The organism is Streptococcus sp. KHUD_011, from assembly GCF_046352925.1.
Taxonomy (GTDB): Bacteria; Bacillota; Bacilli; order Lactobacillales; family Streptococcaceae; genus Streptococcus.
On sequence record NZ_CP157578.1, the window covers coordinates 1,365,973 to 1,380,836 of the forward strand.

Annotated in this window: 11 protein-coding genes, 1 tRNA gene and 1 pseudogene; 1 reads left to right on the top strand and 12 read right to left on the bottom strand. The window is 40.4% G+C overall.

Annotated features, from left to right (window positions below; all coding sequences use genetic code 11):
• Positions 1-8: 8 nt before the first annotated feature.
• Positions 9-700 (top strand): annotated as a pseudogene (locus ABKJ27_RS06405) (IS3 family transposase); the annotation flags it as partial.
• Here ABKJ27_RS06405 and ABKJ27_RS06410 read toward each other — a convergent pair.
• From ABKJ27_RS06410 to vex3, 12 genes are all read right to left on the bottom strand, one after another.
• On the bottom strand, positions 654-1,628 hold the full coding sequence (locus tag ABKJ27_RS06410) for a hypothetical protein (protein WP_260468265.1): 975 nt from the start codon (positions 1,626-1,628) through the stop codon (positions 654-656). The pseudogene ABKJ27_RS06405 and the gene ABKJ27_RS06410 sit on opposite strands and share 47 nt — an antisense overlap.
• Positions 1,629-1,688: 60 nt before the next feature.
• Positions 1,689-2,351 carry a DUF443 family protein gene (locus ABKJ27_RS06415; RefSeq protein WP_125393064.1) on the bottom strand — a complete coding sequence of 221 codons (663 nt, stop codon included), beginning with the start codon at positions 2,349-2,351 and terminating at the stop codon, positions 1,689-1,691.
• Positions 2,352-2,452: 101 nt separating this feature from the next.
• Complete coding sequence (locus tag ABKJ27_RS06420; protein ID WP_078352374.1) at positions 2,453-3,118, bottom strand: hypothetical protein; 666 nt, start codon at positions 3,116-3,118, stop codon at positions 2,453-2,455.
• 389 nt (positions 3,119-3,507) lie between these two features.
• Positions 3,508-3,580, bottom strand: a tRNA-Thr gene (locus ABKJ27_RS06425).
• A gap of 100 nt (positions 3,581-3,680) precedes the next feature.
• A complete protein-coding gene (locus tag ABKJ27_RS06430) occupies positions 3,681-4,466 on the bottom strand; it encodes an ABC transporter permease (protein ID WP_410011542.1) in 786 nt (261 codons plus the stop codon).
• 1 nt (position 4,467) lies between these two features.
• A complete protein-coding gene (locus tag ABKJ27_RS06435) occupies positions 4,468-5,286 on the bottom strand; it encodes an ABC transporter permease (RefSeq protein WP_410011543.1) in 819 nt (272 codons plus the stop codon).
• A gap of 1 nt (position 5,287) precedes the next feature.
• On the bottom strand, positions 5,288-6,280 hold the full coding sequence (locus ABKJ27_RS06440) for an ABC transporter ATP-binding protein (protein ID WP_410011544.1): 993 nt from the start codon (positions 6,278-6,280) through the stop codon (positions 5,288-5,290).
• Between the two features lie 282 nt (positions 6,281-6,562).
• Positions 6,563-7,444: a class II fructose-bisphosphate aldolase gene (locus ABKJ27_RS06445; RefSeq protein WP_001019006.1), complete on the bottom strand. Its 882-nt coding sequence runs from the start codon at positions 7,442-7,444 to the stop codon at positions 6,563-6,565.
• 140 nt (positions 7,445-7,584) lie between these two features.
• A complete protein-coding gene (gene vncS / locus ABKJ27_RS06450; RefSeq protein WP_410011545.1) occupies positions 7,585-8,913 on the bottom strand; it encodes a sensor histidine kinase VncS in 1,329 nt (442 codons plus the stop codon).
• Positions 8,910-9,566 (bottom strand): response regulator transcription factor VncR, encoded by a 657-nt coding sequence (gene vncR, locus ABKJ27_RS06455; protein ID WP_410011546.1) that lies wholly within the window; start codon positions 9,564-9,566, stop codon positions 8,910-8,912. The genes vncS and vncR overlap by 4 nt, the downstream gene beginning before the upstream one ends.
• A 160-nt stretch (positions 9,567-9,726) precedes the next feature.
• Positions 9,727-13,104, bottom strand: a complete 3,378-nt coding sequence (locus tag ABKJ27_RS06460) for a LysM peptidoglycan-binding domain-containing protein (RefSeq protein WP_410011547.1) — start codon at positions 13,102-13,104, stop codon at positions 9,727-9,729.
• A gap of 357 nt (positions 13,105-13,461) precedes the next feature.
• On the bottom strand, positions 13,462-14,841 hold the full coding sequence (gene vex3, locus ABKJ27_RS06465; protein WP_410011548.1) for an ABC transporter permease subunit Vex3: 1,380 nt from the start codon (positions 14,839-14,841) through the stop codon (positions 13,462-13,464).
• Between the last annotated feature and the right edge of the window lie 23 nt (positions 14,842-14,864).

Consider the following 14,864-nt stretch of genomic DNA (forward strand, 5'->3'; position numbering starts at 1 on the left):
TTTTTATTATGAAATTAACTTATGATGATAAAGTTCAAATCTATGAACTTAGAAAGCAAGGCCAAAAATTCAAACAGCTTTCAAATAGATTTGGTGTGAATGCTTCTGGTCTAAAGTATATGTTAAAATTAATTGACCGTTATGAAATAGAAATCATAAAAAAGTGGAAGAATCGTCACTATTTCCCAAAATTAAAACAATAAATAGTTAAGAAAGTTATGCTTGAAGGTTGTTCACAAAAAAGTGTAGCTTTAGATTATGCTTTACCCGATCGTTCACTGTTGACAAATTGGCTAGCACAATACAAGAAAAACGGGTATACTATTGTTGAAAAAACAAGAGGGAGACCAGCTAAAATGGGAAGGAAACGGAAGAAACCTTGGGAAAAAATGACAGAACTAGAGCGACTTCAAGAGGAGAATGAACGCTTACGTACCAAGGTGGCCTACCTAAAAAAGTTAAAAGAATTGAAGGAAAGAGACGAAGCACTAGGGCGAGGAAGGCAGAAACAGATAGAGAAATGGTTTCAGGAGGATTTCGATTAGATTTACTTCTTGAAACAGCACGTTTAGCTCTCTCAACTTACTATTATCAGTTGAAGCAACTGGAAGTGTTTGATAAAGATCAAGCAAGCACAATAGCTTGCTTGATAGTTAAGGAATTAAAAATTGATTTTCATAGTCTTTTGGGAGCTTATAAGATATTTCTCCATTACTATTACCAAATCGACTTTGATTAAAAATTGGAAATAGCTTGGAGTCGTACTTCGTTTTTATAGCAAAACGTTCATTTTCAAAACTAATAGTTGCAGCTACTAAGGGATCCTTAAAAACTGATTGTTCCCCTTGGGAATGCAAGCGAACGTTTATAGTAGCTACTTCTTCAGGATATTTCTCAAATCTAACATCAAAACGAATGTCGCTACCTGTCGAAGGAATGTACATTTGATATTCACTTACACTTATACTTTGAATCTTTCCTAATTTCTGTTCCAATTCTGGGTCGTTTCTATACAGATCTGTTTGGATAGCTAGTTTGAAATTTTCCTCATGTTCATTTAGCCATTTGTTAAGAAAACGAATCATAATTTCTTTTTGAATTTGCCAAGATGCATCCTTGGCCTTGCGAACAGCAACATCCGAAAGTTTATTCATAGTTTCAGTCAATTTATCTTGCTCTCGCTTCCAATCCCACGAGGGGTCATTGGATACCTCTTGTACTGACAAGTACCATCTCTCCATAGTTTCAGGTGATTTATAAGGATTGGGTTTTATAAAGGTAAAAGGAGGTATGCCAGCATCAGGAAAGTATATTTCTACTTTCATTGACTGCTTGCGATTATTATTAACATAGGCTCTAAAGTAAATATGATAATTTCCGCCTACATCTCCGCCATTATCAAAAGACCCCATCGCTGAACCAGGTAAAAGCGTCACAGACTTTATATACTGTCCTTGACTATCTATGTCTGCAAGAATTTCTCTCTTGATAGTATCTTCATGAACATGTATAAACTTAGCAGTGTTGCCAAACGAATGCCCCATAAGCAAATAAGAAAGAATGATAATAAGAAAAGGCACAGAAACTGCAAGGAATATCCATTTGTTCGTTTTTAATATTTTTAACATAACGTCTCCTGTTACTCATTAAAAATCCGTTATAGAATAGTATTTATGTATCTTTTTAACTTATAACCTCTCTACTCTATCAAAAATAATCTCTTGCTTTTCGTAACTTTCTCGGAGTGGTAACATACCTAAGATAACCGTAAAGAAACCCAAAAATAAAATACTGTTAACGATAAGGATAGATGCCTCTGTCCCATTATCAGTAAATATATAAAACCCCAAACATCCTATAACCATAACGAAAAGAATAGGCAGAAGTTTATACAGTTTCAACTGACGTTGTTGTCTTGCTAATTTGAAAACTATTTGATGCTTCGTTTCTTTACTTGAAAGCTTTTGTTGAAGATTATGACGGGCCACGAAAGCAATGAACCTGAAAGTAAGATAAGCTATGACAATAAAGAGGACAAATAATCCTAATTTAAAAGAAATATTATGGCTAATGTCATAACTCTTAACAGCATTCGTAACAATCCCATAACAAGCTCCACCTATTGCTACACCTATTCCAATACCAAGAGATTTGTTCATAGTTGGAGCTAAGCTCTCAAATCTCGTATCTCTTTTATCTAACTTTAAGCATTTAGCTGTGATTTCACTAGGAAGAGAACCCCAGAAATAAGTTTTAGGACTAATGCTAGTCATATCCAAAAGATATTTTTCACCTTTAAATTCTACAATTTTATGAAATGTTTTATTTGTTTCTTTAAATTTTAATTCCACATTTACCACCCAAACACTTTCTGAATTGATTTAATACCTGAATCAATGCCGCTTCCGATATCGTTTATGCTCTTTTCGATTTCATTCATAAACTACCATCCCTATTGTTTAAATATTGTTAAATCCAACTGAACTGTCTTATCTTTCGAATTCAACTGGATTGTAATCCCATAAATTGAGCCACTAGAGTAATCTAATATTATTCGACAGGTCGTATCTTCTGGCATATCGTACTTATTTTTAAGATATTTATAGAGGTCAGAATGATTTTCAGGCTGGTAGATAATATCGCTCAATTCAGTTTCAGCACTCTTAAAGGTTTCTTTTATATTCAAGGAAGCGAAATAATCTCTTTGTACTACCAAATTAAGAATTTCTTCGTCAAACAAAGGTTCTAACTTCGATTCGTACTGTAATCTCTCATTAGAGTAAGTAACAGGAACTGTTTCTTTATTATCCCCAATTTTTATTGTATAGTCACCCTTAATTTCAGATTGGCTAGTATCTAAGAATACTTTATAATCCTTTACTACGTTTCCACTCTCTATATAAATACTATTTTTGTAAAGCTTTAATCCATTAAACTCCTTCTTGTCTTGCTCTAAAAATTTAAACATGGGCTCAAACGTTTTTTCAAATTCGTACTGTTTTTTTGTTCTATTTTTAGGGATTGTTTCACCACCCAAACTACATCCATTTAGAGCAAAAAGTGTTAAGAGCATTAACATTACACTAACAACCAAAAATAAGCATTTATTTTTTTTCATCTCTTTCCTCCTGTATAGCGGAATCTAAGCTTATTATATCATGAATGTAAAAAAATTCTTGTCATGAACCGACCCTCAAAACTTAACCAAAAAATCTAATGCTTTTAATGACCGTACTTGAGCAGTATTTTGTTTGCAAAAAATTTTCTATAAAATCCCTTTTACACTATCTTTTCAATAATTCCTACAACAGGAATCAAAGAAATACCTACAAAATCTGATTCTAAGGGGCTATCCCATCTTTTTCATTCATTTAGACTAACTGCGATTGAATTACATCTTATTGCTTCTTTTTTCATCTAGTTTAACACTCTAGAATTAGCTTCAATGCATGTTCCTAACATATAAAAAAGCCCTGTCCCAAGACAAGGCTTTGAGTTCCTTCACTTTGCCGATTGCAGGGTTTGAACCTGTGACCTAGGCTTTACGAGTGCCTTGCTCTACCAACTGAGCTAAATCGGCGATTACACTTACAATATAGCACTCTGAGAATAGGCGTCAAGAAATTTTCATCTCTATAAAAAAAAGCCTGTCCTGAGACAAGGCTTTGATAACATCTATGCTAAGAACCCGCACTTTCGTAGGCATCCAATCCTCTATTCCAAAGTTGAAGGGAAATGACAAAGAAAGCAAGGGAAATCAACATCAAACCTCCGATATTAAAGATTACATCCTTGTCCTGTAAGAAATAGCTGGCAGGATAGTAGGCCGTAAAGGCAAAAGGTACGATAAAGCTAATCAACCAACGAAGAAGAGAATTGTAAATGGAAATCGGATACTTAGCAAAATCATTAAACATATAAAAAATGTAGATCATAGCTCCTGACTGCTTGGTCCAAAAAGCAATACTGGCTGTCGCAATTTTCAAAGAAGTATAAATCAAGGTCGCAAAAGGGATACAGACTAGGAAAATCAGAAATTTGGGAAGAGTCCAAGCAATACTTGATACTGTTGTCGCTAGTAAAATACCACCGACCAAGAGCTCGCCCAAGGCATCAATCTGAAAGGTCTCAACGAGTATATGGAAGAGCGGATTGATAGGACGAGTCAGATACTTGTCAAACTCCCCTTTTCGGACTAGGCGTTGCCCTAGCGCCCAGAGATTGTCAAAAAAGAGATGATCCAATCCCTTGGGAATCAAAGAAAATCCATAGATAAAGGCGATTTCTTGAAAAGTCCAACCTTCTAGGGATGGAATATGTTGAAAAATGACATTGAGAAATAAGAGGTTCAAGCCTTGAGTTAGAAAAACTCCCAGCACACCAACCACAAAATCCACCTTGTATTCCATGATTTGTTTGATGTATTGTCTGATAAAAATCAGATGCATGCGTTGATATTTTTTCATACTAACCTCCCTGAATGGTAATAAAGGACTGGACTCGTTTCCAAATCAACTGAGACAAGCCCACCATCACTAAGATCCAGAAAAACTGCAAAGCGAGTGCCTGAAGAATCTGACTAGCATCATATTTCCCAACAATAATCATAACCGGAGTATAAATCAAGGATGAAAAAGGCAGGAAGGAGAGAATATCTGAAACAACCTTTGGAAAGAAAGCCAAGGGAATCAAACTCCCAGACATAAAGGCCACTATGGAAGTCTTGAGTAGATTGGAACCCCATAGATTTTTAAACACAAAGGCTGAAAATCCAAAGCAAATATTAAAGAAAAAATTAATCAGGTAGGCCAGAGTTAAGCTAAAAAGATAAAGTACCGTTAATCCCAGCACTTCTACAATGCCTTGCCCAGATGCTATTTTCATCAGCACAATCACACTTAAAAAAGGAAGACCAACAGATATAAAAATCAACCACTTAGACCCAAGCTCGGTAAAGAGATAAGAGGCTGCAAAATGTACTGGTCGCAACAAACGCATGATGATAGAGCCATCCTTGACCTCCTCCCCAATCATAAAAGAGCTATCTGACTTGGTCAAGAGATTGGTCACAAAACTCATGATGATGTAGAGGGTGATATCTGCCATACTAAATCCCTGAATCAAGGACTCCTGCGAGGAATCAAAGACTGCCTTCCAGAGATAAAAAGCCACAAAAGCCCCCATGACATCGCCAATCCGATAGAGAAGAAAATTAACTCGATAGGTGATCAACTCCTGAATCCCTGCATTGATAAAGGGTTTATAACGTCTCCACAATTTGACCATCTTAGAGCTCCTTTCGGTAGAAGCGACGGATAATATCCTCAATATCCGTATCCACCATCTTCAAATCGCGGATTTCAAAATCAGACAGGGTTTGCTTGATAATTTCAGCTGACTGATAACGGGAACTATCAAATTCAATATTGAGGCTATGTCCTTGTCTATCAACGGTCATATCAGGCAGACCTTCATAGTGAGAAGCGAGATGACTTTGCCCTGGCACCAATTCAAAGGATAGAGTCTTCATCTTGCCAAAGGTCTCCTTGAGCTGACTCACCGTTCCATCAAAAATCTCCTGCCCCTTGTCAATCATAAAAATCCGATCACAAAGTTGCTCAATATCACTCAAATCGTGAGTGGTCAAGAGGATTGTTGTTTCTTCTTCCTGATTGATCTGGGTAATGGCCCGACGAATGTTATCCTTGACCGATACATCCAAACCTATAGTAGGCTCATCTAAAAAGAGAACCTTGGGATTGTGGAGTAAGGAAGCCGCAATGTCCGCCCGCATCCGTTGACCAAGTGAAAGAGTCCGCACGGGGTCTTTGATAAAATCCTTCAAATCCAAGACTTCATTCAAAAAATCCATGCGCTTATGAAAGAGCGAATCTGGCACATCATAAATCTCTTTCAAAACCGTGTAGGTCTCTTGTAGAGCCAAATCCCACCATAGCTGGGTGCGTTGTCCAAAGACCACTCCAATATCCTTGACATAATCTTGGCGATTGTCCTGGGGAATCTTGCCATTAATCCGACAAAAACCAGATGTTGGTTTCAAAATCCCGGTCAGCATTTTGATGGTTGTCGACTTCCCAGCACCATTAGCACCAATAAAACCTAAAATCTGCCCCTTTGGCACCTCAAAGGTCAAATCCTTAACCGCTTCAAAGGTCTGCTTTTCAGGATGAATAAAGGAACGTAATGCTCCCTTCAAGCCTGGCTCCTTGACAGTCTTTACAAAATTTTTCTGAAGATGTTCCACTTCTATCATTGCCATAAATCTCTCCCTAGCGCAAGGAATAGCAACATTGTATTTTTGACTACAAATATTCTAAGTCCTTACTTTTACTCCTTCTACATTTTATTCTTACAGAAGGCTTTATACCAACCTATTATAGTCCAATAAAAAAAGGAATGCAAGCGTTTGCCCAAAATTTATAAAATTAGAGATTCCTCTCTTAAAATAATACTTTTATTCAAAAATTCTGGTCTAACCGTTTCCTTAAAACACCAAAAAACCCACCCAATGGGCAGGTTTCATCTTTATTATTCAGCTAGATTAAGCTTTACCTTCTGAACCGAATACGTCGATACGTTCTTCAACTGATGCTTGGATAGCTTTTACACCGTCAGCCAAGAATTTACGTGGGTCGAAGAGTTTTTTCTTGTCGTATTCTGCTTCGTTTGCTTCGTAGTCACGAGCAAATTTACGAGTTGCGTTAGCGAATGCGATTTGGCATTCAGTGTTAACGTTAACTTTCGCAACACCAAGTTTGATAGCTGCTTGGATTTGCTCATCAGGAATACCTGATCCACCGTGCAATACGATTGGGAATCCTGGTACAGCTTCAGTCAATTTTTGCAAGTGATCAAGGTGAAGACCTTTCCAGTTTTCTGGGTAAGGACCGTGGATGTTACCGATACCAGCTGCCAAGAAGTCGATACCAGTTTCAACCATTGCTTTAGCGTCTTCGATTGGAGCCAATTCACCATCACCGATGATTCCGTCTTCTTCACCACCGATAGTACCAACTTCAGCTTCCACTGATACACCATTTGCATGAGCAAATTCTACAACTTTACGAGCTTTTTCAAGGTTTTCTTCAACTGGAAGGTGTGAACCATCAAACATAACTGAAGTATAACCAACTCGGATACACTCAAGTGCATCTTCGTAGTGACCGTGGTCAAGGTGGATAGCTACTGGTACAGTGATACCCATTGATTCAACAAGGTTAGCGATCAAGTTGCGAGCAACTTTGTAACCACCCATGTATTTAGCAGCACCCATTGAAGTTTGGATCAAAACTGGAGCTTTTTTAGCTTCTGCTGCGCGCAAGATAGCTTGAGTCCACTCAAGGTTGTTTGTGTTAAATCCACCAACTGCATAACCGTTGTCACGAGCTGCTTGGACAAATTTTTCTGCTGAAACGATTGCCATTTTATCAGGCCTCCTGTATATTTTTATGGGTCATCCCATTTACATTGTTCATTTTATCACTTTTTGACAAAAAAATCTAGTTTTTCCCGCAGTTTCGATTGAATTTCTTCTAGCTTCATCTATGTAAACCCTTTCTCTCCCTAGTCTTGGGCGACTTTTGGAAAAGCTATGAAGAAGGTCAAACGATTCTCTTGCATTTCAAAACGATAAGCTAATTTTTCATGTTCCAATAGACTCTTGACTACAAAGAGCCCCATCCCTGACCCCTTGGCCTTGCGACTAGCATTATCAGAAAAAGACTGGGCTAGTTTTTCTTGTTCTTCTGGACTGCAGCTATTTTCTATAAAAAGTTCCCCTTTTCTCTCTCCAATACGAACCAAACCACCCGGAGCAGAATGCTTGATGGCATTGCTGATGAGGTTAGACAGAATCAATTTCATGACAGATGGGTTTAGATAGGCCTGCTGATGGGTCAAACTATTGTCTATCTGGAGCTCTCTTTCCTTGGCTAGCAAGGCATAATCCTTAACCAGACTTTGTGTCATCTGGTGTAGATCAATTTGTTCCCTATCATCTCGTAATTCCTGCACAGATGAGAGAGAAAGTATCTGGAGAACATGGTGATTAAGCTCATCCACAATTCCTAAGGCAACTCTCAGATAGTGGTCTCTGTCCTTATAACGACCGACATTTTCTTTCATATTTTCAATCAAGATTTTGAGACTAGCCAGTGGTGTTTTCAATTCATGAGAAGCCCCTCGCAGAAATTCAACCTTCATCTTTTCCAGCTGGAGAATGGCTTCATTCTTGTCATGCAAGTCCGCAATGACAGTTAAGAGGTGCTGATAGAGGCTATTGATTTGTTCCTTGAGATCACCAATCTCATCCTTAGAATCCACGCGCAATCGCACTTGGGCATCCAAATCCATCATCCGACGGGTTACCCGCTTGATTTCCAAAATCGGAGCAACAATGGTCCGAGCATAGATGTAGGCCACCAAAAGGGAAATCAGAAAGGATGCCAGCAAGGTGTAGGGGAGAAATTGGAGACTGATTTGCTCTGCTTCCTTTTGCAAATCCATAGAAGCTAGAAACTGGAGAGTCATGATGCCACCGTCTTGCGTTTTAACCTCCCGCTCCTCGATAAAGAGAGAGGTTGTCTGGCTGTCCGTATCCAGAGGAAGGCTGTCCTGAACTTCTAACTTGTCCTCGGTCATCTCGCCCTTGACAGCCCCCTTGATATCACTGGTCTGGGAATATAGGTCTAAGACTTGCTCGATACTCTGCCTATCTTTCCCTTCTAGGGACTGGGCAATGGCTGTCGCTTTTTGACCAATGGTTTCCTGACGATGGCTCAGATAAGTCGAGGGAAAAAGAAAATAAATGGCTAAATGAAGGCAAATAACTAGAACACTAAAAATCGAGAAGGTGTAGATAAATATCTTTGTAAATAAACCTGTTCGTTTCATTTTCGCTCCAATTTATAACCAACATTGCGCACAGTGAGGATACAGTCCAAGTCTAGCTTTTTCCGCAATTCCTTGATATACACATCAATGACACGGTCAAAGGGAACCTCATCTGTCGCTTTCCAGACGGCATCGATTATCTGAGATCGGGTCAAGGCCCGTCCTTCATTCTTCACCAGATAGTCCAGAATTTCCAACTCTTTGGCATTGATGGCTACTTCCTCTCCTGCTAGACTGGCACTGTAGCTCTCAAAGTCCACTTGGGTATCCTTATAGGAGAAGATTCGTCCCGTATTGTAGTAACGCTTGAAAATCGCGTCCACCCTTACTTTTAAGAGGGAGAGGGAGAAGGGCTTTTCCAGATAGCCATCTGCCAGAGAAGCAAAAGCACTCATCTTGTATTCCTCATCCTGAAAAGCTGTCAACATCAAGACAGGGACTTGGCTGGTTTTGCGAATCTCAGCTAGGACTTCTAGCCCATTGAGCTTGGGCATCTGGATATCCAGTAAAACTAAGGCCACCTCATAGCTGGAAAATTGCTCCAGAGCTTCCTGACCGTCCACCGCCTCAATGGTTTCATAACCACAATCCGTCAAATAGTCACTGACCCCCTCACGGATCATCTCTTCATCTTCTACAATTAAAATTTTCATACTTTAACTGCTCTCTTTTTTTATTTTTCTTAGAATAAATACCTACTCTATTTATTATAGCCTCTTATTGGTCTTTTGTCTTTAAGAAACTTGCTACTAGATAAAACAAAGAGAGCCTATCGCTCTCTCTGCTCACATTTCACTCCCTATGGAATGAAAATTATTTAGTTGCTTTTGAAAATGTTACAACGTAGTTATAATCTTTCCCATTAGCTTGATAGACATAGTCCTCTTTGAAAGTATAGCCACGTTTGCTCAACTCTTCTTTCTTAGCATCAACTTGGCTCTTGACCGCTGCTTTCACCTGTTCAGTTGATAAACCCTCCGCGATTTCAAGAGAAGTTCCATTGATATCTCCTAGGAAACCTGCAATATCTTTCATTTTATCAAAGTTATAAAAAACATTGACTTTGACCTTTTGAGGAGCTGGCTGTTCTAGACTTCTACGATTTCTGCTAGAGCGTGGTTGAACTGCTGGAGCCATTCTGAAACCTGAAGTTCCTGTAGCCTCCTTAGTGAATGTGACAACGTAGTTATAATCTTTCCCATTGTTTTTATAGAGATAGTCTTCTTTAACAGTATAACCACGTTTACGTAATTCCTCTTTCTTGGCATCAACTTGGTTCTTGACTGCTGCTTTTACTTGATCATCTGTTGAACCTTCCGCGATTTCAATAGGAGTTCCATTGATATCTCCCAGAAAACCTGCAATATCTTTCATTTTATCAAAGTTATAAAATACATTTACTTTGACCTTTTGAGGAGCTGGCTGTTCTAGACTTCTACGATTTCTACTAGCCCGTGGTTGAACTGCTGGAGCCATTCTGAAACCTGAAGTTCCTGTAGCCTCCTTAGTGAATGTAACAACGTAGTTATAATTTTTCACAGTAGTATCTTGTTCAAAAATAATGTCATTTTTAACATAATACCCTCTAGCAGCTAAGTCTTTTATCTTGGCTTGAATTTTTTCTTTTACTAATTCTTTTGCCTGTGCTTCACTCGTTCCAGCAGGAATTGTAACAGTGTTATCTTCTCCTGGGTCAGATAGGAAACCATGAATATCTGGCATTCCAGCGAAGTTATAGCTAATATTTACAGTTCCATCTGGTTCTGATGTTGAACGTGCTACTCTTCTTGCTCTTGCTTGAACTGATGGAGCATTTCTAAAACTTGAAGTCCCTGATGATGTTGTTTCTGGTTGTGGTTGTGCTGTTGGTGCTGATGAGTTATCTGTCCCTTCTGCTGAGGCTGGTTGCGTTGCTCCTGAAGGTGCTTCTCCTGAACCATGTCCTATTGCTGTACTACCACCTTCAATCGTAGTTCCATCATTACGTCCATTTGATAAATTATCTTTATCAAAATTTGGTTTTGTATATTTTTCACCAGATATTTCAAGAGAATTAATTATATTTTGATGTTTTTCTGTAAGTATTAATGCCTCTTCTTCATCTTTAGCATTTTTAATGTCATCTACTGCATTCTTTCTTAACTCATATAATTTTTCTTTTAATTTTTCTTTTTCATCTGGATTTTCAATCTTTTCAATTTCCGCTAGTTTAATATTAACAACTGCATCAATATTTTCTCTTATGCTATCCTGTTTAGTTTCCTCTAATAACTTTTCTTCTTCAGTTTTCGGTTCTGGAGTTACTGGCTTCTCTTCTTTCGGCGCTGGTGTCGATGGTTCTTCCGCTTTTGGCGCTGGTGTCGATGGAGTCTCTTCTTTTGGAGCTGGTGTCGATGGTTCTTCCGCTTTTGGCGCTGGTGTTGCTGGAGTCTCTTCTTTCGGTGCCGGTGTCGATGGAGTCTCTTCTTTCGGCGCTGGTGTCGATGGAGTCTCTTCTTTCGGTGCCGGTGTCACTGGCTCTTCCGCTTTTGGCGCTGGTGTTGCTGGAGTCTCTGCTTTCGGCGCTGGTGTCGATGGCTCTTCCACTTTTGGCGCTGGTGTCGATGGAGTCTCTTCTTTCGGTGCCGGTGTTGCTGGAGTCTCTTCTTTCGGCGCCGGTGTCGATGGAGTCTCTTCTTTCGGCGCTGGTGTCGATGGAGTCTCTTCTTTTGGAGCTGGTGTCACTGGCTCTTCCGCTTTTGGCGCTGGTGTCGATGGAGTCTCTTCTTTCGGTGCCGGTGTCACTGGCTCTTCCGCTTTTGGCGCTGGTGTTGCTGGAGTCTCTGCTTTTGGCGCTGGTGTCGATGGTTCTTCCGCTTTTGGCGCTGGTGTTGCTGGAGTCTCTGCTTTCGGTGCCGGTGTCGATGGAGTCTCTTCTTTCGGCGCTGGTGTCGATGGAGTCTCTTCTTTCGGTGCCGGTGTCACTGGCTCTTCCGCTTTTGGCGCTGGTGTTGCTGGAGTCTCTGCTTTCGGCGCTGGTGTCACTGGCTCTTCCACTTTTGGCGCTGGTGTCGATGGCTCTTCCGCTTTCGGTGCTGGTGTCGATGGCTCTTCCACTTTTGGCGCTGGTGTCGATGGAGTCTCTTCTTTCGGTGCCGGTGTCACTGGCTCTTCCGCTTTTGGCGCTGGTGTTGCTGGAGTCTCTGCTTTCGGCGCTGGTGTCGATGGCTCTTCCACTTTTGGCGCTGGTGTCGATGGAGTCTCTGCTTTCGGTGCCGGTGTCGATGGAGTCTCTGCTTTCGGTGCCGGTGTTGCTGGAGTCTCTTCTTTCGGCGCTGGTGTCGATGGAGTCTCTGCTTTCGGCGCTGGTGTCGATGGAGTCTCTTCTTTTGGAGCTGGTGTCACTGGCTCTTCCGCTTTTGGCGCTGGTGTCGATGGAGTCTCTGCTTTCGGTGCCGGTGTCACTGGCTCTTCCGCTTTTGGCGCTGGTGTTGCTGGAGTCTCTGCTTTTGGCGCTGGTGTTGCTGGAGTCTCTGCTTTCGGCGCTGGTGTCGATGGAGTCTCTTCTTTTGGAGCTGGTGTCGATGGTTCTTCCGCTTTTGGCGCTGGTGTCGATGGAGTCTCTGCTTTCGGTGCCGGTGTCACTGGCTCTTCCGCTTTTGGCGCAACTAAGACTGAGGTTTCTGATTTCGGTGCTGATACTGCTGGTGTTTCCACAACTACTGGTGTCGTTTGTTTAACAGTAGTAGTTTGCTCTCCAGTTACAGTATCTGTCTTTGTTTCAACTTCATAACTTTGACGGCTACCAGAATTATCAATCGACACTTGCTGTCTTTTTACTTCTGTATTTCCATCTTTTAGAAAAGCTTCTTCGCTAAAATACAATTTATTATTAGCAAAAATCAAATCTCTATTTGCAATACGATTTATCTCAACCAAACTATCAACAGATAGCCCCGTTGCCCCACTAATAGCACTCAGTGTATCTCCCCACTTAATTGTGTAGTGTGATAAATTGTTTATATTTTGAATATCAGCTTTTACTTCTGCAACTGTTCTGGCTACCCAGACACCATCTTGTTCATTAGCTGATACAGTTGGAGCTAAAAAGCCCAGACCTAGTAGAATCACACCTGTCGCAACAATTGCACCAGTTCTCAATTTTCTAAAACCACGGAGGGACAAGCTTCCTCTAACATTTGTTTGTCTCATAATGTTTATTTTTCCTCACTATTCTATATTTTCCAAAGTATACCCTGCCTAGGTCTACTAGCCTATGTTTGCGATATGGATAGGCTTCTACAGATTTATCTATCTATTTTCAAGATAAGATTTCTATAGATTTTTATGCACAATTCCATATATAAGTTGTGAAACCCCTTTCTAATAAATTCCATAACTTTAGTATATCATATTTAAGTACTAAAGTACAAGGAAAGCAACTGAAAGCAATGATTTTCACCACTGCTTTCAGCTCTATTTTGTATTGTTAAATAGCCATTCTCTATCCACCATTCTTGAATAGAAAAACAAGATGCTTTCTCTATTTCCAGAATCATTTTTTCAAACTTATTCACCATCCAGCAAGAGTTCTTTTGGCTGCTTTCTAAGGAGATTGCTTGAAGCAAGCGCCATAACTAGAACCACTAGAACCAAGGCAAGGACAAAGACGATGATAAAATCTGATGTCTGAATAGAAATGTCTAGGCTCGATAAGGTCTTGCTAAAGCCATCTACTTCTGCACCTCCACCAAGGTTAGAGGCTTGAGCAGCTTTGCTAGCCTGTTTGGCAACACCAGAAGTTACATTGGCAAGAACAGTGTTCCCGATTGCACGCGCTGTGTAGCTGGCTAAGAAATAAGCAGAAACAAGAGCAGGGACGGCAATCAAGATGGATTCTGTGATAAATTGACCCAAGATACTTGCCTGCTTGAGACCGATAGAGAGGAGAATTCCCACTTCCTTGCGTCGAGCGTTAATCCAAAGACTAAGCAAGAGGGCAAGGAGAAGGACTGAGAAGCTCAAGCTACCCCAGAAGAGGAGGTTGGCCATCTTGTACATACCAGAGATGGATTGCTCAAGAGCTGGGTAGTTAGATGAGCTCTTAACGAGTGTATAGCTCTTCCAGTTGATACCGCTGATACCATTCAACTCTTTCATAACATCATCCAAGTTCTTGTCCGCTGTTACAAAGAAGGTTGCGTCCCCATAAATAGCTGTGTCTTCTGTGTATCCATAAAGTTTTGCAGCAGTGTGAATGTCTGTAATAGCTGTATTTTCATAGAGTTCTTGTGAGTAAGTCACTGCCGACTTATTGTGACCATCAAAGAGTCCCTTGATTGTCACTTCAACTGTTTCCTTAGCACCTTTTTCATTGTCTGCGTCGTAGACATTGGAGTCCAGTTTAACCTTGTCCCCTACTTTCCAGCCGTGTTTGGCTGCCAAGTCCTTGTGCAGGAGGATCTTGTCCTTGTCGTCGTTGGTTAGGTGCTCACCTTCGACCAACTTATAAGAACCAGAGACAAACTTGTCTTCTTTAGAGGAGTCATTGACACCTGTAATCATCAAGCTACTTCCAAAATGTTTGGCACGGTCAGGTGTCAGATTTTTCTTGGTATCTGGCGTTTCGATGAGTTCATAGCCAGTCAAATCCCCAATAGCGTTGATGCGTTTAACATAAGACTCGATGGCCTTGTTTTCGGTGATTTTTTTGATATCCTCACCCTTGATATTCCCAGCACCACGTGGCGTTCCTTGATTAACGCGACGATTGATTTGCATGGAGAAGCTATTGGTGATATTTTTAAAGGTCTCCTGAGAAGCCTTGGCAGTAGCTCCCTTAATCGACAAGCCGACCAAACTCAAGCTAGCCATGAGGAGAATAATCAGGAAGATGACAATCGATTTGAAAAACTTCCTTGTAACATAGGCAAATGCGTTGTGTAACATAGGTTTCCTTTCTAGATTTTGTT

Excerpts from the sequence above, each read along its gene's own strand:
- ABKJ27_RS06460 (WP_410011547.1), bottom strand. The coding sequence starts at position 13,104 with ATGAGACAAACAAATGTTAGAGGAAGCTTGTCCCTCCGTGGTTTTAGA.
- ABKJ27_RS06445 (WP_001019006.1), bottom strand. The coding sequence starts at position 7,444 with ATGGCAATCGTTTCAGCAGAAAAATTTGTCCAAGCAGCTCGTGACAAC.
- ABKJ27_RS06410 (WP_260468265.1), bottom strand. The coding sequence starts at position 1,628 with ATGTTAAAAATATTAAAAACGAACAAATGGATATTCCTTGCAGTTTCT.
- ABKJ27_RS06435 (WP_410011543.1), bottom strand. The coding sequence starts at position 5,286 with ATGGTCAAATTGTGGAGACGTTATAAACCCTTTATCAATGCAGGGATT.
- vncR (WP_410011546.1), bottom strand. The coding sequence starts at position 9,566 with ATGAAAATTTTAATTGTAGAAGATGAAGAGATGATCCGTGAGGGGGTC.
- ABKJ27_RS06420 (WP_078352374.1), bottom strand. The coding sequence starts at position 3,118 with ATGAAAAAAAATAAATGCTTATTTTTGGTTGTTAGTGTAATGTTAATG.
- vncS (WP_410011545.1), bottom strand. The coding sequence starts at position 8,913 with ATGAAACGAACAGGTTTATTTACAAAGATATTTATCTACACCTTCTCG.
- ABKJ27_RS06430 (WP_410011542.1), bottom strand. The coding sequence starts at position 4,466 with ATGAAAAAATATCAACGCATGCATCTGATTTTTATCAGACAATACATC.
- vex3 (WP_410011548.1), bottom strand. The coding sequence starts at position 14,841 with ATGTTACACAACGCATTTGCCTATGTTACAAGGAAGTTTTTCAAATCG.
- ABKJ27_RS06440 (WP_410011544.1), bottom strand. The coding sequence starts at position 6,280 with ATGGCAATGATAGAAGTGGAACATCTTCAGAAAAATTTTGTAAAGACT.